Below are 20,899 nucleotides of genomic sequence, written 5' to 3' on the forward strand. Positions count from 1 at the left end.
ATTTACTGCATGGAACTTACCCTTGGTTTTTCGCCCTGCCCCAACGATACATTCATTTTTGACGCCCTAATTCACGGCAAAATAGACACTGGAGGCTTAAGCTTTAAAGTATTTTTTGACGATGTAGAAACCTTAAACCAAAAGGCTTTAAAGGGAGAATTGGACATTACCAAATTGAGTTTCCACGCCTTTGCCTATGTTGCACAGCAATACGCCTTGCTAGATGCAGGTAGCGCTTTAGGTTTTGGCGTTGGCCCGTTGTTAATTTGCAAAAAAGAAAATGCCGAGCGCATAGCAAACCAACTGAAGAACGGAAGTTTTGAATTAAAAACTGCCATTCCGGGCAAATACACTACAGCAAATTTCTTATTGGGCGTGGCCTATCCACAGCTTACCAATAAACGAGAAATGGTATTTTCGGAAATTGAAGATGCTTTATTAAATGATGAGATAGACCTTGGTTTGATTATTCATGAAAACCGTTTTACCTACCAAGCCAAAGGGCTACATAAAGTGATTGACCTAGGTGCCTATTGGGAAGAATTTTCGGGTTGTGCCATTCCATTAGGGGGTATTGTAGTGAACAGAAATTTACCTTTAGATATTCAGGAGAAGGTTAACCGATTGGTAAGAAAATCAGTAGAGTACGCTTTCGAAAATCCCAAATCGGGCATTGAGTTTATCCGTGAGCATGCGCAGGCCATGGATGAGGAAGTGATGTACAAGCATATTGAACTGTATGTGAACCAATACTCGGTAGATTTAGGCACCGAAGGCCGCAAAGCGATTGATACCTTGTTCGATATCGCCACCAAAAACGAAGTGATCCCGACAATTGAAAAGGGATTGTATGTAAATTCCTGAAACTAAGTTCTTGTTCATCCAGCCTCATTGCGGGGCACGAAGCAATCTTCTTCAGATTTTAGATGACGACAAGATCTATGACTGCGCCTAAAAGCTCACAAAAAACAACTGATTTGCGATAAAAAAAGGTACTGCGTGGTCTACAAAACCAAATCCTAGCAACTAGCGCTAACCACTAATTATTGGTTACAGGGGCCCTCGGGTATTTCCTTGCTCATCTTGAGCACTTTAGTAACCACCATCGTTGAATCATAGCCACCGGTAACGGTAGTAGTGTCTGATTTTACCAAATGGCATTCCACTTCTATATACACTGGCGTGTACGGTTTTTCAAAGCCCAAATTAACATATTCCAGTTCCAAGTTCTTCGCACTATCTGCAACCCAATATTCACGTCCCTCGTCACAATCTGTAAACGACTTTACTTCTGGGCCATAGCTATACAGGCCTTTTAAAGTTAAAGACTTACCTTTTTCCTGCTCTGAACCTTTATTGTTGCTACAAGCCCATAAAAAACCCACGGCCAACAACACTGCACAAACTAACTTTTTCCTGGTACACATACGCTAGAGATCTTGGTTAATACGATCTATCTTTTTTACACTTAAATTTGATGCCAAACCTGCGGCTATAAAAGAAAAAAAACTTACTGTGGCAATAACCAGCACAAAATCTTTCCACTTTAGGGCTATAGGGTAAGCATTAGAAAACATAAAATTTGCATCTCCCATTTTAACCCAGCCAAAACGCTGTTGAAGCAAGCAAAATATTAATCCTATTAACACCCCAAAGATACAACCTGTAAGTGTTATCATCATACCTTCCGCTAAAAAAATTCGCTTTATCAGCTTCTTCCCCGCGCCAAGGCTGCTCAACACCGATATATCTTTTTGCTTATCAATCACCAACATGGTTAACGAGCCAATGATATTAAAAATTGCGATGATTAAAATAAAGGTTAGTATAATGTATACCATCCATTTTTCTGAACCCAGTACATTATAAAGCGCCTGGTTTTGCTCTATTCGGTTTTTCACCACATAAGCGCTGCCCAAATCGCTTTCCACCTTTTTCTTAAAGGCTTCGGCATCTACCCCTACGTTTACGTTAATCTCAATAGCCGACACCGCGGTGGATTCGCCAAGCAGCTCCCGAGCAAAGCTTAGGGGAACAATCAGCAGGTTATCAAAGTCCTGCTGTACCTCAAAAATGCCAGCTGGCGAGATTCCCAACATCGCAAAATCATCCAAAGGGTTAATGCTATTTCCCTGCGCTCCTTTTTTGGGCGAATAAACCTGAAGCTGCTCAAAAGGATCGGCCGGATTTACACTTAAAAATGCCTGCAAGGCTGAGCCCAATACTGCTTGTGGCTGCCCTACCCTATTTTCCAATACAAAAGTCCCTTCTACCATGATGGTATCCAAGCTCTTGTTTTTGAGAAAATCGGCGCTTACCCCTTTAATCATGGCTGGGGTTTGCTTACTGTCGTATCTTACCAAAACATTTTCAGAAAGCACCTCGGTAAAAGAATATATTTTTTTGTCTTTCCTAAGCTGGTTGAAATAAGCGGTATTGGGATTAAATGTTTTCCCTTTGGCAGGGGCAACCACCACTTGCGGGGTAATGCTGTTGAACATCTTCAAAACCATTTCCTCAAAGCCGTTAAATACCGACAGGATAATGATCAAAGCTGCACTGCCTACCAACACACCTACCATTGAAATGGCCGAGATAATGTTAATGGCATTGGTAGATTTTTTAGCAAAAAGATACCTACGGGCAATATAAAGTGCAGTGTTCACCTGGTAAAGATAAGTTTAACGGTAATAAAGTACTACACCAAAAACGGATTGTTTAATTTTTCATATCCAATAGTGGTGCTAGGCCCGTGCCCAGGGTGCACTTGGCAATCATCTGGCAATACAAACACGTTGTTTTTGATGCTTTCGATAAGCTGCTGATGGTTCCCTCCTGGCAAATCGGTACGGCCAATGCTCCTTAAAAACAGCACATCGCCGCCAATGAGGAAATTTTCGGCCTTTGCATAAAAGCACAAATGTGCCGGCGAGTGTCCGGGAGCAAAAATCAGGTCCAGCTGGCTATTGCCAAAGGTTACAGTGCCGGCTTCCTCTAAAAAAATCTCGGGCTCCGGCGAAACTTCATATTGAAATCCCATTTGTGGCGCATAGCTTACTACCCGGTGTAACAAAGGCAATTCGCCTTTATGAAATTGCGGTTTTAGTCCCCATTGGTCAAACACAAACTTATTGCCTAATACATGATCTATATGGCAATGGGTATTTAATAGCAGTACAGGCCTTAACCCGTTATCGTTGATGAAACGAACCAGCTCGTTCTGTTCGCTGCCTTCGTACATCCCCGGATCGATGATGACACACGCACGGGTTTCATCAAATAAAACGTAGGTATTTTCCTGGTAAGGATTAAAAGTAAATTGCTGGATATTGATCATTTGGCTATAAGTTTTAAATAATTAAGTCATACGTCAGCGAATGTCAAAGCTAGCTCTTAAGCTCATTACAAGTTCTACAGTTTATAGGTTAGATACAGACTTAAAACCTATAACGCAAAACCTGCAACTTTCATTTCTTCCACCTAAAGCTCGCAATTAAGCTATCGATATCCTGTTTGATAAATTTAACTACCGGCTGGATGGAATCGTATTGCGGGCGCTCGTTAAAATATAACGCCCCACGCAGGTAATGGTTCACGCTATCGGTAAGAAAAAACTGTACAGACGAAGCCGTATTTCCTTCTATACTGTAATAAATGCCGTAAACTTTTTTATCGGGATAGTTAATGATGCGTTGATCAATGGCGTCGGCCTTAATGGTATGCTTCATTGCCAAACTACGGGCATTTTCTGTCATCTCATTATAGGTTTCTGGTGAAAAAACATCGTAATAGGTGATATGCAGCACGCCGTTAAAAGGGGTAAAATTCAAATTTTTCCAACAAGGCTGAGCATTTTTATCCCTATCATCCGTTAGTTTGGCATAGGTTGGATAACTGAAGCTATAAGCACATCCATCGTTAAAAACCTGATATTTTCTTTCAGGAAAATGAATCCGAAAATAGCCTTTGGGTTTAGGCGTAGCTACCTTTTCGCCATTGCAGGCAAATAAGCTAGCCAACAATACGGTCAGACAAAAATTTCGAATCGATATACTCATATTCATGTGATCATGTGACAATACGAGAATGTGATGATGAAAGGTATTTTGCCTAATCCCACATTAGCCCATCTTCACATCTGCTAATTATCAAATTTCTGCATTCCAAATATCCCAAGAACGCTCTGCCTGTAAATGTAGCATTTCTAAACCGTTCTTTATAGCAGCACCTTGGGCTTTGGCTTTGGTTAAAAATTGAGTTTCTTCCGGGTTGTAAACCAAATCGTAGGCTAAGTGTTGCTCATTGAGGTGCTGGTAGGGAATGGGTGGAAACGAATCGATATTGGGGAACATGCCCAAAGGGGTGGTGTTTACCAAAATGGTATATTCTTCCAACACCTCCTTGGTTACGCTAGAATATAGCACGGCATTGTCTTGTAGGTTACGGACTACCGAAATAAATGGGATTTGCAGTTTATTGAAAACGTATTTCACCGCCATTGCCGCCCCGCCATCGCCAAATATCAGGGCTTTTTTATGATGGGACTTTAACAAAGGTTTCAAGGATTCTTCGAAACCATAAACATCGGTATTGTAGCCCTTTAAATGTGGCTTATCCCCCGATTGGTCAATAGAGATGCAGTTCACCGCTCCAATTTTTTCGGCCGCATCGTCCAACTCCGTCATAAAAGGCATTACACTCACTTTATGTGGAATGGTTACGTTTAAGCCGCAGAGCAAAGGATCGGCTTCAATTAAATCCAGTATTTCTTTTGCTTGGGGAATGGGATGTAGTTCATATCTGCAATCCGTAATTCCCTCGGCTTTAAATTTATCCGCAAAAAACTGCTTGGAAAATGATGCAGACAGCGGAAAACCTATTAAACCAAAAGTTCTCATAGAAGTTTGTATTGTGCTTTCTTGATGGAGAGAGGTTACATGATCTCAACGCCACCTCCGCCAAAAAAGCATTTATTATTTATTCAAGAAATAATCAAAAGTATCGCCACGTAGGCCTAAACGGATAGTTTCCAGAGGAATTACTTCTGCTGGAGCAATATTCCCCAAGTTAACATTGGTGCCAATTAGCTTGATAAACCATACCTGCTGTTCTTTTTGAGGGGCTTCCCATATAATTCGCTCGTCGGGTATTTGGGTTAATATCTCATCTACCAAGCCTTCCCTCACTTCGCCCGTTCCGCGGTAAATGCCTACATTTCCGCCTTCCCTGGCTTCGGCAATAACCTTCCACGAACCGGCCTCAATTTCTGCCTTCATCAACTGGATCCATTTGTATGGCGCAAAAATCTTGGTAGCATCTTTGGAGCCTACCTCGGAAATCACGGTAACTTGTTTGGCCAGTTTAGCTATATATTCGCACTTCTCTTCGTGTACAATATCCATGGAACCGTCAGACACCTCGGCATATTCCATGCCATACTGGTCAAGTACACGTTGATAATCTTCAAACTGGTTTCTAACGGCAAAAGCTTCAAAAAGGGTTCCGCCAAAATAAACTGGAATGCCAGCACTGCGATAAAGGGCTAATTTTTCCTTCAGGTTTGGGGTAACAAAAGAAGTTGCCCATCCAAGCTTCACAATATCGGTATGTACACCTGAAACTTCAATAAAATCTTCAACCTGCCTTAAACTTAAGCCTTTGTCCATCACCATGGTTAATCCTTTTTGGCGTGGTTTGCTGGTACGTTCAGGAATGTTGTTTAAAGTATAATTCATCTAATCTGTGTTGTGTATCCCATCGGCGAGATGGCGCTTTCATTGAATACGCAACAATGCGATGATTTATTGCATATTCAATTGGCTGCAAAGTTAAAAAACTCTGCCTTTTTTTAGGCACACACCAAGTTTAAGTTTTTGTTTTTATTTGATGTATTTACTGATAATGGTAACAATTGTGCTATTATTTGACAATTGCGGCAGGTATTCGAACAAAATGTAGTGCTTAGCCGGATCTATTTGCAAAGCATTTTCCAGGTAATCAATACCCTCTTGGCTTTTGCCCAAAGCAAACATATAAGCCACCATCCTGTAGTAAAGTTCAGCAGCGTCTGGGTTATTCTTGATCGCCTCAGCCATAGTTTCCGAGGCCTCTACAAGCTTGCCCTGTTCATAAAGTACGGTCGAAAAATCCAGCCAGGCTTCTACATCCACAGGGTTAAACTCCACCACCTTGTAATAAGCCTCTATCGATTCGTCAATTTGACCAAGCTTATAGTGCGCATCGGCCATGGCAAACCAAAAATCTGCATTCTCCTCGTCAAGGTCCAATGCTTTTTTATAGAAGTGCAGCGATTCGAAATAACGTTCTTCAGAGTTTAGGGTAACCCCTATGCCAAACCAGGCATCGGCCATTTTGGGATCCATTTTCACGGATTTTTTATAGTACGCTCTTGCCTCGCCCATTTGCTCCAATTTCTCATAACACTCGCCAATGGCACAATAGGTATCGGCATTAGGTGGTTCGTACTCAAAAGTCTGTTTGTAAACTTCAATGGCCTCTTCATATTTATCCAACTGCACTAAGGCATTTCCCTTGTTAAAATAGGCCGAAGCAAAGTTCTCCTTGATCAAGATGGCATAGTCATAAGCGTCAATGGCTTTTTCAAACAGCTCTAACTTATGGAAAGAATTGGCCAAGTTATACCAGGCCGCATAGGAATACGGATCGTTATCGATGTATTCCTGGTAAAACTGGATACTTTCTTCTTGCTTGTCCAAAATATCATAACAAAATGCAAGCTCATAAAGCCCGTCCTTGTTCTCCATATTTTGCTCTAAGCTACGCTTAATGTAAACAATCGCATTTTCGTAATCGTGCATATTTTGGTACACATATGCAATCTGCAATAAAATTTCATCGGTGGTTTCGGCCAAGGTAAGTGCCTTTTCATAATTCTCCAGGGCCTCTGAGTGGCGGTCCATATTTTGGTAGATATTTCCCCTTAGCACATAAATATCCGCTTCGGATGGTTCCAGCATCTCTGCCTTTTCAAGTGCCGCAAAAGCACGGTCCACCTGATTGGTAAACAATAGTAATTGAGCTTGTTTCACCAGAAAAACCGCCGCATAAGGATGCTGATTCAAAGCATAATCAATCACTTGCAGCGCCTTTACGGGATCATTCTTCTCAATGTAGTTGTCAATGATATATTCAAAAGCTTGCGCATCAAAAAAATACTGATCCTCATTCCGGATCATTTCTTCATAACGTTCTACTGAGTTTTGCGCATCTTCATTAAATTCAAATTCAAATTCCTCTTCCATATCTTTGAATATTTAAAAGAACAGTCCCTGTTTGTTTAGCATTACATTATAAGTTTACACTATTTATTAAACAGGGCAACAAAATAATTATCAACATACACACAATATGCAGCTCAAATGTTTATAAATAAAAGATTTAGGCAATTTAAGATGTGGATGTCTTTGCAACCTCAGAAAGGTTCTGTCTTTATGATTACAAATTTCGATATATTTAGTTTTAGAATAGTAAAACTAAAGTCATGAAACAACTACGTATTGCGTTTATTTTAGCGCTATTTATCTTGCCCCATGTTACCTACGGACAAAAGGCCCATGAAGAAGAAAGCATAAAAAAGGCCATCAATGCTTTATTTGACGGCATGCGCAGGTCAGACAGCACCTTAATGAGAAGTGCTTTTAACCAAGGCGCCATTTTACAAACCATTGTAAAAACCAAAGTGGGGGCTACCGAAGTAAGAAGCACGGACTTAAATCTTTTCGTTCAAAGTATTGCAAAGCCCCATCCTTTGGTTTACGACGAGCGGATTGTTTTTACCAAGATCTTAATAGATGGCGAATTGGCCAGTGTGTGGACCGATTATCAATTTTACATCGGCGATAAATTTAGCCACTGTGGCGTAAACTCTTTTCAATTGGTAAAGTATGGCAATGATTGGAAGATTGTTTACCTGATAGATACCAGACGAAAAGACCATTGTAACTAGCCACAGTTTTAGTAGCCACAGTTACATAGATCTTATTTGCCTCATAAATCATCTGTGCATTTGCGGCAAATTCAATAAAGCCTCAATTATCTCTCTTATTTTTTGTTGATTTGTATTTATCCTTATCAAAAACAGCATATATGAAACCAGATATCAGTTCAATCTTAGCCCAATTGGGCATCGCTGGATTTAATCCATCATACAGTACCGGAAGTAAATGGAGCCATGCGGCAGACGGGCCACATATCCACAGCATGTCGCCAGTAGACGGTGAAAAAATTGCTTCGGTTTTTGCAGCATCCATGAAAGAGTACGACCATGTGATTACTACTGCGCAAGAAGCCTACAAATACTGGAGCAAAGTACCTGCCCCAAAACGCGGGGAAATTGTGCGCCAACTGGGCGATGCCTTAAGGAAACAAAAAACTGCTTTGGGCACCTTGGTTTCGTACGAAATGGGCAAAAGCTTACAAGAAGGATTAGGCGAGGTGCAAGAAATGATCGATATCTGCGATTTTGCGGTAGGACTTTCACGCCAGCTATATGGCTTAACCATGCATAGCGAAAGGCCCAACCATCGCATGTACGAACAGTGGCATCCACTAGGGGTAGTGGGCATCATTTCGGCCTTTAATTTCCCCGTAGCGGTATGGAGCTGGAATGCAGCATTGGCATGGGTTTGCGGAAACGTGTGCGTTTGGAAACCTTCCGAAAAAACACCGATTACAGCCATTGCCTGCCAACGCATTGTAGAAGACGTTTTTGCGGCCAACGACATTCCAGAGGGTGTTTCCTGTTTAATTATTGGCGACCGGGAAATTGGAGAGTTACTAAGCAACGACACCAGGGTTCCTTTAATTTCGGCCACCGGCTCAACCAGGATGGGCAAATCAGTAGCCATGTCGGTAGCTAACCGTTTAGGGAAAAGCATTTTGGAATTGGGTGGTAATAACTCCATCATCATCTCTAAAGATGCCGATTTAGACATGTCCCTTATTGGGGCTGTTTTTGGCGCTGTAGGTACGGCAGGCCAACGCTGCACCACTACCCGCAGATTAATTATCCACGAAAGTGTTTACGAAACTTTTAAGGCGAAATTGGTAAAAGCTTATGGCCAATTGCGCATCGGTAATCCTTTGGACCAAAACAACCATGTGGGTCCGCTGATTGATAAAGATGCCGTGCGGGCATACCTTGCTGCCATTGAAAAATGCAAAGCAGAAGGCGGCAATTTTGTGGTTGAAGGCGGCGTATTGGAAGGCGATGCCTACCACTCTGGCTGCTACGTAAAACCTTGCATTGCCGAAGTGGAAAACCACTACGAGATTGTACAGCACGAAACTTTTGCACCGATACTTTACTTAATTAAATATACCGATTTGGAAGAGGCGATTGCTTTGCAAAACGGTGTTCCCCAAGGCCTGTCATCCGCCATTATGACCTTAAACTTAAGGGAAGCAGAGCTTTTCCTTTCGGCACAGGGCTCCGACTGCGGCATTGCCAATGTAAACATCGGTACTTCTGGAGCTGAAATTGGTGGTGCCTTTGGTGGCGAAAAGGAAACTGGCGGTGGTAGGGAAAGTGGCTCTGATGCTTGGAAAGCTTACATGCGCAGACAAACCAATACCATCAACTACTCCGACACCTTGCCATTGGCACAGGGAATTAAATTTGATTTGTAATTTTATAGAATTAAAAATAAAAAGGGCAGTTCAATGATTGAACTGCCCTTTTACATGTATATAGAGCCCTTGGCGGGAGCGGATTTTATTTTGCCAGTTCAATGTCAGCGATGCTTTCCAAAGTAGGCGCTACAACTTTAGCTTGTGCCACATATTTGGGCGCAATAGATTTGATATCTGAAATACTTGCCATAAATTGTCCAGTGCTCATTTTTGCCGAAGTACCCATTAAGGCAAAGTGCTCTTCAGTGGAGCCGCTTAATTTCAAGCTGGCGTTATCGGTTACCGAAGTGTTTAAGCTGATTGTTTTTGCATTGATATCAGCCGATGCTTTATCTTTTAACACTACGTCTAAAGTCAAGAAGCTTACTTTTCCGAAAGTTTTTACCGTTGCATTGTCACCAGCCTCAATAGCGGTTAGGTTGCGCACATAAACCGTTACCGATAGTGGCTCTTTTTCGAAAGAGCTGATGCGCAACACGCCATCTTTTTGTTGTACCAACGCATTTTTAGAATAGTAGCTGTCGTACACTTTTACACTTTCGGCTGGCGCCTGTACCACAAACACTTCAACGTTACCTGATGCTACAATTTTGTTGATGTTTTTTACCTCGTTTAAAATGGTGAAGCTTTTTTCTTTAGTGTTATTGTTGTTGTTGTTTTTACCACTTTCGGTTGCGAAAGCTGAGCTGCTCATTACGACTAAACCTAATACAGCTGCGAATAAATTTTTAATAGAAGTTTTCATGATGTTCTTATTTTAATATCTTTAATTTCTTTTTTTGGCGCCATCCATTTTGGAAAGCTTTCGGTAATAAGACATGCTGAACGCCAAAAGGTTGCACGCCTATTTGTTGTTTTATACCACAGGCAATTAACCTTAGACCAACGCCTGTAATTTTTCGACGAACGCCCTGTATTTTTTTTAAAATCTGGGGCCTCGCCTGAAGTAATTAAGATGGGTAGATTCCTTTTGGAGTAATACCAGGCTTCGCTTTCCTAGCGTCACTTTCCTTTTCCTTTGCGTTAAAATTTAACCGCAAAGATTTGAAGTATGCGCAAAGTATTATTTGTCCTATAAATCAGCCAACCAAAAAGGATTTTCACGCCAATCGGGTTTAGCATACTCCAGCCTGTGCAGTACACCTGCCAGCTAAACCCGACAGCAGCGGAAAACCCGCAAGCGAGCACAGCGAGTGCGGATTTGGAGTGAATCCCGAAATATCGGGACAGGTCAGCGGGGCCAAACTTAAATAGTAGCAGTAAATTGCTTTTCAAATAAATGTTTAACCAACATACCCTCGTAGGTTTATACTTACCCATTCCCATTGTAACATAATTTTTAGGCATTGCTTTGAAAAAACAAGTATTTGCTGTAAGTTTAAAATTTTTTAACAGCTTACCTTTTAATTGTTTTAGCCTTTAATTAATGTTACGAGTAAATAGTTCAGCACCCTGTCAAATTGTGTATTCTTTATGCAAACACGATTATCTGGGCTATTTAATTGAACCACATATTGTTCAGCTTAACCCGCAGGGCGATTTTTCGTTAACCTACCAACGTTTATTTACGCATACGGCGCAAGAATTTGCTAAACATTTAACTGAGCTGGATTTTAAACTGATCAAAATCCTTGATGAAACCGAACAGGATTTCATTATCAAAAAATATTACAAAAAAGCCATTAGGCCCTTCGAGTTTTTCAGCAAGTTTTACGACCAAAAGTTTTACGACTCGGTACGTCCCAAAATTGAAAAGAAACTGACCGAGGTACTGGAAATCCTTAAAACCAAAGGCGGCCTTTACCTGATGGACAAGGACGGTTGGCCTGCCGAACGAAAAATTGAACTGGCCACCGAGGCTTCGACCATTTTGTTCCACTTTAGGCGAAACGAGGTAGAAACCCGCTATTTCCCCACCATTAAATACCAGGGCATGCGCATTGATTTTATGTTTAAGGATGCGCAGGTGATTTGCAACCAGCCCGCCTGGCTATTGCTTAATGATGTACTGTACTTTTTTGAGCAGGATTTTGAAGGGAAAAAACTGACGCCCTTTTTGAACAAGCGTTACATCACCATCCCTAAAGCTACCGAGGAAACCTATTTTGAAAAGTTTGTTGCACCGCTGATTGAAAAATACCACGTGTATGCCGAAGGCTTTGAAATTAAAACCGAAAAACACGAGCCAAAAGCAACCATTAAGGTGATTTATGTAGAAAACGGTGTTTCCCAGATACAGCTTTATTTCAAATATGGAAGTTATTCTTTTGCCATGGGCAATGAGCACAAAGTAACGGTGAGGCTGCAAAAGGATGGCGACAACTATACTTTTATCCGCATTAAGCGAAACATTGCATGGGAAAAACAACAGTTTGATTTCTTGACGAGCCTGGGCTTGAAAAAAGTGAGTGCGCTTTTCCACCATTTGGAGTTGCCCAACCTCAACGAAAACCATAATGCCTCCTATGCCATTATCAGCTGGGTAAACGAGCATATTGATGCCCTAAATGAAAAAGGTTTTGAGATAGAACAGGCCAGCAGCGCCAAACGATTTGTGTTGGGCAGCAATAAAATTGATTTCGAGATTAAGGAGGATAATGACTGGTTTGACATTAATGCCATTGTTTATTTTGGCATTCACCCCATTCCGTTCATTTCCTTAAAACAGCATATCCTGCATAAAAAAAGGGAGTTTATTTTGCCTGATGGCGATATTGCGATTATTCCGGAGAAGTGGTTTACGCAGTACAGCAGCTTGTTTAGTTTGGCCGATGGCGGCAAACAGCTTAAACTTAAGAAATTCCATATTGGCCTGATCAACGATTTGGCAGAAGATAGCATTGCCAATGTAACGCTTGACCGTAAGCTGCAAAAACTGAACGATTTTGAGCAAATTGATGATTTTTCGATGCCCGAAAACTTCAAGGGCGATTTGCGCCATTATCAAAAAGCGGGCTACAATTGGTTTAGTTTTTTACGTGAATACAACTTTGGCGGCTGTTTGGCCGATGACATGGGCTTGGGTAAAACCATCCAAACCTTGGCCATGCTGCAAAAAATAAAGGAAGAAGATCTATTGGCAGGCAAGCACAGTACTTCGCTCATTATCATGCCTACTTCCTTAATTTATAACTGGCTTAACGAAGCTAAGAAATTCACGCCTTCGTTAAAAATATTATCCCATACGGGTACCAATCGGAATAAAGACCTTGCCCATTTGGATAAATATGATGTGGTGATTACCACATATGGCGTTACCCGAGTGGATGTGGATTTACTGCAGGGATTTTATTTCAACTACATCATTTTAGATGAAAGCCAGAACATTAAAAATCCTTCTTCGAAATCGTTTAAAGCGGTAAGAACGTTGAAATCAAGGCATAAGTTGGTATTGAGCGGTACGCCGATAGAAAACTCGGTAAGCGATCTTTGGACACAACTTACTTTCTTGAACCCAGGTTTGTTGGGCACACAATCGTTTTTTAACGAGGAGTACGTGCAAGCCATCGAAAAACGTAAGGATGAAGATAAAGCCAAAAAGCTACAGGCCATTATCAAACCTTTTGTTTTGCGACGTACCAAGGAGCAAGTTGCGGCTGAATTACCTCCTAAAACCGAGCATATCTTTTATTGTGATATGAGCGAGGATCAGGCTACTTACTACGAAAAAACAAAATCGGCCTATCGTAACGACTTGCTGAGCAATATGGACAATGGCACTTATGCCAAAAAACAGATCCAGATTTTACAGGGCTTAACCGCACTGCGCCAATTGGCCAATCACCCCGTGATGATTGATGAGGCCTATACTTCTGATTCGGGCAAGTTTGAGAACGTGATGCACACTTTGGACAATGTGCTGGTGGGCGGGCATAAAGTGCTTATCTTTTCGCAGTTTGTCAAGCATTTGGAAATTTTCAGGAAACATTTGGAGAAACGGCACATTAACTATAGCTATTTGGATGGAGGCACCAAGAACCGCGGAGAGATTGTAGCCGATTTCCAACAGAACGAAGAGATTAAAGTATTCCTGATCTCGATCAAAGCAGGTGGTGTTGGCTTAAACCTTACCCAAGCAGATTATGTGTTTATCCTGGATCCGTGGTGGAACCCGGCCATTGAACAACAGGCCATTGACCGTACCCATCGTATTGGTCAGGATAAAAAAGTGTTCATTTATAAATTCATTTCCAAAGACACGGTGGAAGAAAAAATATTGGCCTTGCAACAGCGTAAAAAATCATTGGCCAGTTCGTTGATTACTACCGAAGAAAGCTTCTTTAAATCGCTAAGCAAGGAAGATATCCAGGAACTTTTGGCCTAGTAGCAGCACTTAGCTGATTTGTTTTTTACCTTTGACTTTAAACTTTTTATTTAAAAATGCAGCCTTTCGATTTAATATTTAACAATACCGATTACGCCGTTTTTCCAGAAGGCAACGAAACCTATACGATCTACAAAGACGGGAAAGAATACCTGCAAATCCAGAAAGATGATGGCGAGCAGTGGATCAAATTTGATAAGGAGACAGGCACTCCTGTATTTGAACCCGATGAAGAAGTGAATGCTTTGGGCAAACTTATTGCGGCCTATAAAGAGAACCCCGAAGAGGACGAAGATGAGGATAACGAAGCGGAATTTTAGTGATGGAAGAATCTTTTCATTTTAAACTCCGCGGTGCCATTTACGAGGTTATTCCTGAGGAAGACCATACCTATACCATTTTTAAAAAGGGCGCTGAGTATCTACAGATTTTAAAGAACAGCAACCATAAATGGATGCGCATTGACTACAAAACAGATCTTCCTGTGCCAGAGGAAAACGACGAAGTAGAAGATATTGGCGCCGTGATAGACCGATATTTACTGAAGTAACGTCCTTTCCTCATTTCGGCTTGCCCGAATTGCCAACCCTACTCTGTCATTTCGAGCTTAGCAGAGAATTACCGACCCTACCCCGTCATCTCGACCTTGCGGAGAGATCTTTGAACTTTGTTATACACATTCAAAGATTTACTTAATTGAGTTTAAGATTTATCAGTAACGAGACAGAAAGGTCTTTGGCCCCTTAAAAAGCACGGTTTTTCATTTACATCTTCAAAGATTTCTCCACAAGGTCGAAATGACGAATAAACTACCATTCCAATATCTCAGGGCTTAAATCTTTCCACTCCCTATTGACTTGATTAATCAACATTTCCTTTTTAGTCCTATTCCATTTTTTTAATTGCTTCTCTCTTGCAATTGCCTCTTCAATGGTTGTATATACCTCGTAATAAATACAAAAAATCAATTCATACTTTGCTGTAAATGAAGCGGGATAAATTTTGGTTCGATGTTCATACAGCCTATTTTGTAAATTAGAAGTAACACCGATATATAACGTGCTCCTTTGATAATTAGTCATGATATAAATACAGCCGCCCCTTACCATGTTCTTTTTTTGTTTTATGAATGCCTACCCTATGTCGTCATCTCGACCCTGTGGAGAGATCTTTGAATTTTGTTAACTCTCATAATTTTTCATTTACCTATCCCAATTGCATATGCAAAGATTTAACTTCGTTGATTTTCAATTCTCCACAAGGTCGAAATGACGAAGTGCTTACCCTGCCCAACTGTCCCTATCCAAACTGCGATAATGGATCGCCTCTGCCAGATGCTCAATTTCGATATTTTCACTATCCGCTAAATCAGCAATAGTACGGGCAACTTTCAGGATCCGATCATAGGCCCTGGCAGATAAGCCCAGTTTTTCCATGGCCTGTTTAATCAACGAACGTCCCTGCTCATTTATTTGGCAAATTTGCCTCACCATATTGGCACTCATCTGGGCGTTGGCATGAACTTCTTCCAATGTCGCAAACCGAGCGTCCTGTATCGTTCTTGCCTTCATTACCCTTTCCCTGATCAAATTGCTTTTCTCAGCTAAACGAGCTGACGACAGCTGCGAAAAGTTTACCGGTGTAACCTCCACATGCAGGTCTATCCTATCCAGCAAAGGCCCCGATATTTTGCTCAAATATTTTTGCACTACTCCTGGTGCGCATACACATTCCTTTTCAGGATGATTGTAAAAGCCACAGGGGCATGGACGCGTTACCTAGTTTGCGTATAAAACGAAAGGTGAAACTGCCTCTACCTAAGAAATACCCAATTAAACCCACTACTATCGGTGACCATCTCAAAAAAAGGAGGCTGAATTTGAAACTGAAACAAACAGATGTAGCCAAAATTTTGGGAGTACATCAAGAAACAATTTCTATTTGGGAGGATAATAAGAACAAACCACAAATTTTTCATTATCCCGCAATTCATAATTTTTTAGGTTATACAACTGTGTCTTTTGATGAATCTACATTCTCGGGTCGGGTTTCAGCTCTACGGTGGAAAAATGGACTTAGTTTTAAACAATTGGGCAGTTTGCTTGGCGCGGATCCATCAACAGTAAGTTCATGGGCAAATGGGGAATGCATACCTCCCAAGCTGAGGATGATCTGCATAGATAAAATTATTGAAAGTCTACTAAGCCAAAAGACATAAAATTGGAGCATAAAGCAGATCGAAACATTCTAGATCTGGATAAAGAACAGACATGCAACCAGCTACTTGCGTTGCCATGTTTGCTTTATCCTGACGAAGGTTGTCAAATAAAGAGAATAGCAAAAGCATACGGAATGTTGGGAGGTCAGCGACCAGTTGAAATAAAGAAAAGGCAGCCGATAGCTAACTTTTCTTTGTAAAAAATTTATCAGGGCCGCCACTATGAGGTATCTGTAAAAAATCAAGTAATGGGCTTGAAAGGTAGGGATTCCAACATTGATTCAATCTCATACAAAAAAGTCTCCTTGTAATAGAAGCCGGTTTTACTGTAGGAATAGACATTGGCATGCTGATTAGGACTATCTTCCCTAACAGCTAGTTCACTTTCCATATCTACGACATCAGTGAGCTCGAAATTCTTTGTGATTTTTTCACAGTAACCATTCACACCTGGATTGGTGGGAAATACATAATTCCTGTACATATTTGCGTCAACCGAGCGGTTTTGATTAAGTGATGGCGTTCGGGAAGATATGAAGGAAACTCCAAATGGGGTTTCCGAGCTATTGTTTTTTTCAAAGATATACTGCATGAAAAATTGGGGGATAATGTATTCCGGCTTAAAGCTATCAGACGTATTAGTAGTTTTAACAGAGAGAATGTATTTGAATGGATGGATGACGATGTTGTTAATTAAGGTGGCGTATGCTGTCTGCAGATATCCTCTGGTTGACTTTATACCACCGAGATGGCCATCCTTTTCGTCGAAGAGCGAAAGTATTTCTTCTCCAAAAAGAAAATAGTCTAAAAGTTCCTCTGCCAATATGCCCTTTCTCTCAAAAAAATTCTGGATGACATTCTTATTAAGTGCGTTTTGGGTTAATAACTCTGGTATCTGGCGTTCCGAAAATTCAGCATATCCAATACTTTCCTCACATGTCGTTGCTATCTCTTCTAAACGATCCTGAAGTAACAGCTTTCTATCCCTGCTGAATTTAGTAAATTGCATAACGCTCATATATAGCATTGTTTCGAAAAAATGCAAAACGGCTACCAATGAGTCCGAAAGCTGATAAATCTTGTAATCGGCACCCTCCTTAATCTTGAACCGGGAAGCCTTGATCGTTTCAAAAGCTGGCTTGTTCAGCTCTTCCCAACATGCATGTACGGACTTGCCAAGATATAAACAAGGCATCCCTGCCAGATTAAATCTGCCGGTAGCCGCAATAGAACGTTTCTCGAAGGGTACATGTAGAATTTGTTTCAAGTCTGCGTCACCAGCCAATATATCCTTCCTACATCTATAGAATCTAGGTGCTGCAGAAAAAACATGGGGAAACTCGCTAAGGTCAGTATGATGAAAATGTTTAAGATAGTAATCATCAAGCCATTCGATCGTGGTTTTGAAAACAGCCAAGCTTTTGATCAGATTTCCCGAGAGATACAGCTCTACAGTTTCAAGCAACCCTGATGTAATTTTCAGAATTTCATCCTTTCTCGTAATCAGCTCCTGTTAATATGGCTAGAAGTATCTAAAGAGAGCATTTTTGAAGTCATCTCCGCGAAATTACGTTTGATCTCCGTTAAATAATCTTTTTCAATCCGTTGGTTAGGAATACGGAATAGCGGGTCATTGATTAAATCTGTTATACGCATTGAAAGTAAATGTTAATTATTTGATAAGTCATGAAAATAAAAAAATCTGATTTTAACCCTAACGACTAATTCAATAAAAATGCGACATTTGTCACCTTTTTATTGGATTATTTACTGCCACAACACTTCTTATACTTTAAACCGCTATTACAGAAACAAGGCTCATTCCTGCCTATTTTTCTCATGTTCTTTCCTAGCGGAATGGTATTGCTCCTCTGGAGAGCCCGGATTTCTTCAGTTGCAGTTTCCATTTTTGGATCAAATGTCCAAGGTTCATCCAAATAGACCAGAAAATCTATCAGTTTATTACTACCAGAAAAAGCACCCATTCCCAGCCAGGCATTACATCCGGAAGCATACTTCCTTAATTCAGCGTAAACATTTACACGTTCATCAAGCTCTTGCGGATCAACTCTGTTCAGGACAATATAACTGACCCCGAAATCAGGTTTTGAAGCCGTCGCAATAGACCGAATAGTGTTTTCCCTAATGGACCCGGTTTTTGTACGTATCATCGCAGAAACAATGTCCTCTCTAGATTTACCCGACCAGTCGAGCAAATGGAAAACAATATCGGTAAGCTGTGAATGACCACTCGCCTTTAAATTCCTGATAAATTCGTCGAAATTTGGATCCTTCCACCTATTGTGGATGGGGTCATCTTTCTCCGGCAGGAGATGCTGCTGCCCAGTTTTGAAAGGATAATAGTTACGGTCGATATTGGCCCCGTAACTGGTATCCAACATCCCTCCGTCATATCCCTCCAGCCTGCATAACTTCTGGCTGAGGTGGTAGCCTAAATACACCAATTCCTCATCTGCATGAAAGTAGTCCAACAGGTTAATACGCTGGCGAATATAATAAAGGAAATCATAGGGATCCGGCAGATAATGCACCATCAGCTCCAAATCAAATGCGGAAACAAATAAGGGAAATGGATCTTTCTCCTCTTTTTTCAGCATCATATGTACCTGGTGTACCAAGGCTGGGTAGTTTTCGGTAGTCAGTCCCAGAATATATATCTCCGAAATGGATGTATTCTTCAGGCGGCTGAGTTCCTTTCCATTTTCGTCCAGAAAGGTGAACTTTCCCTCCAAAATACTTGTCCTGGATATTAGGCCCTGATCATAGGCATCCTGGACTGCGCCCTTAAAATCAGTCGATAACTGTTCAAAATTCCCACGCCTAGCCATCATGGTCAGTTTTTTGGATTTCACCTGAACACAGAGCGCCTTATTGCCCAATAGGCACAATACATCGACATCGGTAACAGTTTCCCCTTTAGAGGACTTGACTAGTACGGAACGAAACGTATGCTCCTTTCCGAAAACCTTCACCAGAAAATCATAGGCGATCTCCTCACCAACATCTCCACGATGCTTTGCCAGTTTGGGCCGATAAGCTTTATCTTCCCACATCCAGTAAAAAGGACTTTCGTAAACGGCCTCAGGAATCAGGTAACCGATCGGAACGAAATATCTTTCTTCGCTAAGCTTTATGATTGGTGTTGAGTTCAGCTGATTAAAATATCCAGGGCCATTGTATGCATGATTACCGCCAGGTCTCACTGAGAAATTGTCAAGGAAACTACTTACTGCACCATCAGCTCCCAAATTTTGAGGTGAAACAATGAACATATTGACAAGGTTATCATAGAATTGTCTCCAATCTTCTGCCAGTTCCACCTGCCTACTATCTGGATCGGGAAACAGTGCCCTATACTGATAAAAGCTCGCCGAGATGAACTGTTCGCGCTCTACTTTATCCAGCTCTTCCCTGCTGTATTTCTTCTTCAGTTTTTTCCTTGCCTTTTTGGCGACTTCTGGAAATACCTCCTTTAAATCCAACAAATGGATCAATTCGGCCTTCTGGTGAAAGAAGGCCTTAATTTTCCCAACAACTTCGACTGCCTCCTGGAATTCAAAATTCCTGTGTTCCCTTAACCAAACTTGATCATACCTATACTTACGCTCCAGATATTCCAGGTACTGAAAATCATAAACTCCGTCACCAGCGTAGAACATCGGCTCTACCATCCCCGAAACCTTAACGAAGAAATCCATTCTATCCTCAAGCGAATCTTCCATCTGTTCCCCATTGGCCTGCTTTTCGAACATTTCCCGGAATTTCTCAAACTGCCTTGCATTGAATGAATAGTGCAGTTCCTCCATCACCCCATAAGTCTTTTCCTTCATTTCGATCACTTTTTCCGGAGATTCAGGATAGTGGAAATTCATTTCATTATGGAGCAGGAAGCCAAGGATCAGGGAACATTCCTTCACGCTGAGCTTGGACCTTGGATCGACCAAATGGATCTTGTTTAGGTCATGATGAAAATCTTCGAAGAGTATCATGCACAGGGCATAGATGTAACCTTGGCTATTAATCAAAGTTTTTAACTCGGCAATGACCTGATCGGTCTCTTTAATCTTTTCCATGATCGTTAATTTATCTTCACTTTTGCAACACCAATATGAATCCTCGCTGGTAGCGTAACGATTTAGTTCAGTGTATTCTTGGTCCAAACGAAAGACTTATATATCCCCAGGGCCAAAAGGTAGGCACCGAATATATTGACCAACATCAGCGACACGGCCATTACCACAGAAGTACTGTAGCTATAAATTAAATAAGACGCGAAGAAAAGAAAAAATAGATTAATCAAAGTCACCCATTTGGTCTGTGTTTTTTTCCTGTCCTCCTCCTCCTGATAGGTAGCAAGCCTGACATCCTTCTTGCGCACACTTACCATCAACGAAGGTTCCACGAAGCTCACGTTATCTACCAGAAAACTGAAGACACCAACACCGTGCCTATTAAAGACAGGCATCAGATACTTCCGTTGCCTTGTCACGATATTTACATCCTTCTGGTGCCATTTCCTTTGATCCTCATCCAAGTCGTCAACATGTTTATTCTTCTCAATCACTGAAGCAAAGTAATCCCAGAAATCCTTGGTAAGGTAAACTGGTGTAAACTGTGTATTTCGGAAATACTATCCATCCCTGTACGTTCCAAACTGTTCAGTA

At 41.2% G+C, this 20,899-nt stretch carries 20 protein-coding genes and 1 pseudogene; 7 read left to right on the plus strand and 14 right to left on the minus strand.

Annotated features, from left to right (window positions below; translation table 11 throughout):
• Nucleotides 1-9 precede the first annotated feature (9 nt).
• The gene (locus DUT71_RS16940; protein WP_113663730.1) at nucleotides 10-864 is read left to right on the plus strand and encodes a 1,4-dihydroxy-6-naphthoate synthase; all 855 of its coding nucleotides are present in this window, start codon (nucleotides 10-12) and stop codon (nucleotides 862-864) included.
• 179 nt (nucleotides 865-1,043) lie between these two features.
• On the opposite strand, the gene DUT71_RS16945 is transcribed toward DUT71_RS16940, so the two are convergent.
• From DUT71_RS16945 to DUT71_RS16975, 7 genes are all read right to left on the minus strand, one after another.
• Nucleotides 1,044-1,427 (minus strand): hypothetical protein, encoded by a 384-nt coding sequence (locus DUT71_RS16945; RefSeq protein ID WP_113663731.1) that lies wholly within the window; start codon nucleotides 1,425-1,427, stop codon nucleotides 1,044-1,046.
• A 3-nt stretch (nucleotides 1,428-1,430) separates the two neighbouring features.
• Nucleotides 1,431-2,666: an ABC transporter permease gene (locus DUT71_RS16950; protein ID WP_113663732.1), complete on the minus strand. Its 1,236-nt coding sequence runs from the start codon at nucleotides 2,664-2,666 to the stop codon at nucleotides 1,431-1,433.
• A 32-nt stretch (nucleotides 2,667-2,698) separates the two neighbouring features.
• On the minus strand, nucleotides 2,699-3,337 hold the full coding sequence (locus DUT71_RS16955; RefSeq protein ID WP_113663733.1) for an MBL fold metallo-hydrolase: 639 nt from the start codon (nucleotides 3,335-3,337) through the stop codon (nucleotides 2,699-2,701).
• A 130-nt stretch (nucleotides 3,338-3,467) separates the two neighbouring features.
• Nucleotides 3,468-4,064, minus strand: a complete 597-nt coding sequence (gldD, locus tag DUT71_RS16960) for a gliding motility lipoprotein GldD (protein ID WP_113663734.1) — start codon at nucleotides 4,062-4,064, stop codon at nucleotides 3,468-3,470.
• 84 nt (nucleotides 4,065-4,148) lie between these two features.
• On the minus strand, nucleotides 4,149-4,898 hold the full coding sequence (locus DUT71_RS16965) for a shikimate dehydrogenase family protein (protein ID WP_113663735.1): 750 nt from the start codon (nucleotides 4,896-4,898) through the stop codon (nucleotides 4,149-4,151).
• Between the two features lie 75 nt (nucleotides 4,899-4,973).
• Nucleotides 4,974-5,735 (minus strand): phosphosulfolactate synthase, encoded by a 762-nt coding sequence (locus tag DUT71_RS16970; RefSeq protein ID WP_113663736.1) that lies wholly within the window; start codon nucleotides 5,733-5,735, stop codon nucleotides 4,974-4,976.
• Nucleotides 5,736-5,879: 144 nt separating this feature from the next.
• Nucleotides 5,880-7,283, minus strand: coding sequence for a tetratricopeptide repeat protein (locus DUT71_RS16975; RefSeq protein ID WP_113663737.1), 1,404 nt, complete (start codon nucleotides 7,281-7,283; stop codon nucleotides 5,880-5,882).
• Between the two features lie 239 nt (nucleotides 7,284-7,522).
• Here DUT71_RS16975 and DUT71_RS16980 point away from each other — a divergent pair, with 239 nt between their 5' ends.
• Nucleotides 7,523-7,987, plus strand: a complete 465-nt coding sequence (locus tag DUT71_RS16980; protein WP_113663738.1) for a nuclear transport factor 2 family protein — start codon at nucleotides 7,523-7,525, stop codon at nucleotides 7,985-7,987.
• A 140-nt stretch (nucleotides 7,988-8,127) separates the two neighbouring features.
• Nucleotides 8,128-9,669, plus strand: a complete 1,542-nt coding sequence (amaB, locus tag DUT71_RS16985; protein WP_113663739.1) for an L-piperidine-6-carboxylate dehydrogenase — start codon at nucleotides 8,128-8,130, stop codon at nucleotides 9,667-9,669.
• Between the two features lie 85 nt (nucleotides 9,670-9,754).
• Here amaB and DUT71_RS16990 read toward each other — a convergent pair whose 3' ends face one another.
• On the minus strand, nucleotides 9,755-10,417 hold the full coding sequence (locus DUT71_RS16990; RefSeq protein WP_162796089.1) for a GIN domain-containing protein: 663 nt from the start codon (nucleotides 10,415-10,417) through the stop codon (nucleotides 9,755-9,757).
• Nucleotides 10,418-11,098: 681 nt separating this feature from the next.
• Here DUT71_RS16990 and DUT71_RS17000 point away from each other — a divergent pair.
• From DUT71_RS17000 to DUT71_RS17010, 3 genes are read left to right on the plus strand one after another with little or no spacing between them, the layout of a single operon-like run.
• On the plus strand, nucleotides 11,099-13,996 hold the full coding sequence (locus tag DUT71_RS17000) for a DEAD/DEAH box helicase (RefSeq protein WP_113663742.1): 2,898 nt from the start codon (nucleotides 11,099-11,101) through the stop codon (nucleotides 13,994-13,996).
• Between the two features lie 56 nt (nucleotides 13,997-14,052).
• Entirely contained in the window at nucleotides 14,053-14,316 is a 264-nt protein-coding gene (locus DUT71_RS17005; protein WP_113663743.1) for a hypothetical protein, read from the plus strand.
• A gap of 2 nt (nucleotides 14,317-14,318) precedes the next feature.
• Nucleotides 14,319-14,546: a hypothetical protein gene (locus tag DUT71_RS17010; RefSeq protein WP_113663744.1), complete on the plus strand. Its 228-nt coding sequence runs from the start codon at nucleotides 14,319-14,321 to the stop codon at nucleotides 14,544-14,546.
• 259 nt (nucleotides 14,547-14,805) lie between these two features.
• Here the strand turns inward: DUT71_RS17010 and DUT71_RS17015 are convergent, their stop codons facing one another.
• Nucleotides 14,806-15,105, minus strand: a complete 300-nt coding sequence (locus DUT71_RS17015) for a GIY-YIG nuclease family protein (protein WP_113663745.1) — start codon at nucleotides 15,103-15,105, stop codon at nucleotides 14,806-14,808.
• A gap of 171 nt (nucleotides 15,106-15,276) precedes the next feature.
• A pseudogene (locus DUT71_RS17020) lies at nucleotides 15,277-15,765 on the minus strand (magnesium chelatase subunit ChlI family protein); the annotation flags it as partial.
• On the opposite strand from DUT71_RS17020, the gene DUT71_RS17025 reads away from it, so the two are divergent.
• Complete coding sequence (locus DUT71_RS17025) at nucleotides 15,762-16,214, plus strand: helix-turn-helix domain-containing protein (protein ID WP_113663746.1); 453 nt, start codon at nucleotides 15,762-15,764, stop codon at nucleotides 16,212-16,214. The pseudogene DUT71_RS17020 and the gene DUT71_RS17025 sit on opposite strands and share 4 nt — an antisense overlap.
• A 241-nt stretch (nucleotides 16,215-16,455) precedes the next feature.
• Here DUT71_RS17025 and DUT71_RS17035 read toward each other — a convergent pair whose 3' ends face one another.
• From DUT71_RS17035 to DUT71_RS17045, 4 genes are all read right to left on the minus strand, one after another.
• Nucleotides 16,456-17,679 carry a hypothetical protein gene (locus DUT71_RS17035; RefSeq protein WP_113663748.1) on the minus strand — a complete coding sequence of 408 codons (1,224 nt, stop codon included), beginning with the start codon at nucleotides 17,677-17,679 and terminating at the stop codon, nucleotides 16,456-16,458.
• Between the two features lie 38 nt (nucleotides 17,680-17,717).
• Nucleotides 17,718-17,870, minus strand: a complete 153-nt coding sequence (locus DUT71_RS20260) for a hypothetical protein (protein WP_162796090.1) — start codon at nucleotides 17,868-17,870, stop codon at nucleotides 17,718-17,720.
• Between the two features lie 107 nt (nucleotides 17,871-17,977).
• Nucleotides 17,978-20,308: an SEC-C metal-binding domain-containing protein gene (locus tag DUT71_RS17040; RefSeq protein WP_162796091.1), complete on the minus strand. Its 2,331-nt coding sequence runs from the start codon at nucleotides 20,306-20,308 to the stop codon at nucleotides 17,978-17,980.
• A 62-nt stretch (nucleotides 20,309-20,370) separates the two neighbouring features.
• Complete coding sequence (locus DUT71_RS17045) at nucleotides 20,371-20,700, minus strand: hypothetical protein (RefSeq protein ID WP_162796092.1); 330 nt, start codon at nucleotides 20,698-20,700, stop codon at nucleotides 20,371-20,373.
• Between the last annotated feature and the right edge of the window lie 199 nt (nucleotides 20,701-20,899).

Origin of the sequence: Pedobacter nanyangensis, from assembly GCF_003313505.1 — a bacterium.
Lineage (GTDB): Bacteria > Bacteroidota > Bacteroidia > Sphingobacteriales > Sphingobacteriaceae > Pedobacter > Pedobacter nanyangensis.

Excerpts from the sequence above, each read along its gene's own strand:
- DUT71_RS16975 (WP_113663737.1), bottom strand. The coding sequence starts at position 7,283 with ATGGAAGAGGAATTTGAATTTGAATTTAATGAAGATGCGCAAAACTCA.
- DUT71_RS17045 (WP_162796092.1), bottom strand. The coding sequence starts at position 20,700 with ATGCCTGTCTTTAATAGGCACGGTGTTGGTGTCTTCAGTTTTCTGGTA.
- DUT71_RS16945 (WP_113663731.1), bottom strand. The coding sequence starts at position 1,427 with ATGTGTACCAGGAAAAAGTTAGTTTGTGCAGTGTTGTTGGCCGTGGGT.
- DUT71_RS17005 (WP_113663743.1), top strand. The coding sequence starts at position 14,053 with ATGCAGCCTTTCGATTTAATATTTAACAATACCGATTACGCCGTTTTT.
- DUT71_RS16970 (WP_113663736.1), bottom strand. The coding sequence starts at position 5,735 with ATGAATTATACTTTAAACAACATTCCTGAACGTACCAGCAAACCACGC.
- amaB (WP_113663739.1), top strand. The coding sequence starts at position 8,128 with ATGAAACCAGATATCAGTTCAATCTTAGCCCAATTGGGCATCGCTGGA.
- DUT71_RS16980 (WP_113663738.1), top strand. The coding sequence starts at position 7,523 with ATGAAACAACTACGTATTGCGTTTATTTTAGCGCTATTTATCTTGCCC.
- DUT71_RS17015 (WP_113663745.1), bottom strand. The coding sequence starts at position 15,105 with ATGGTAAGGGGCGGCTGTATTTATATCATGACTAATTATCAAAGGAGC.
- DUT71_RS17000 (WP_113663742.1), top strand. The coding sequence starts at position 11,099 with ATGTTACGAGTAAATAGTTCAGCACCCTGTCAAATTGTGTATTCTTTA.
- DUT71_RS16990 (WP_162796089.1), bottom strand. The coding sequence starts at position 10,417 with ATGAAAACTTCTATTAAAAATTTATTCGCAGCTGTATTAGGTTTAGTC.
- DUT71_RS16965 (WP_113663735.1), bottom strand. The coding sequence starts at position 4,898 with ATGAGAACTTTTGGTTTAATAGGTTTTCCGCTGTCTGCATCATTTTCC.
- gldD (WP_113663734.1), bottom strand. The coding sequence starts at position 4,064 with ATGAATATGAGTATATCGATTCGAAATTTTTGTCTGACCGTATTGTTG.
- DUT71_RS17040 (WP_162796091.1), bottom strand. The coding sequence starts at position 20,308 with ATGGAAAAGATTAAAGAGACCGATCAGGTCATTGCCGAGTTAAAAACT.
- DUT71_RS17025 (WP_113663746.1), top strand. The coding sequence starts at position 15,762 with ATGGACGCGTTACCTAGTTTGCGTATAAAACGAAAGGTGAAACTGCCT.
- DUT71_RS16955 (WP_113663733.1), bottom strand. The coding sequence starts at position 3,337 with ATGATCAATATCCAGCAATTTACTTTTAATCCTTACCAGGAAAATACC.
- DUT71_RS17010 (WP_113663744.1), top strand. The coding sequence starts at position 14,319 with ATGGAAGAATCTTTTCATTTTAAACTCCGCGGTGCCATTTACGAGGTT.
- DUT71_RS16940 (WP_113663730.1), top strand. The coding sequence starts at position 10 with ATGGAACTTACCCTTGGTTTTTCGCCCTGCCCCAACGATACATTCATT.
- DUT71_RS20260 (WP_162796090.1), bottom strand. The coding sequence starts at position 17,870 with ATGCGTATAACAGATTTAATCAATGACCCGCTATTCCGTATTCCTAAC.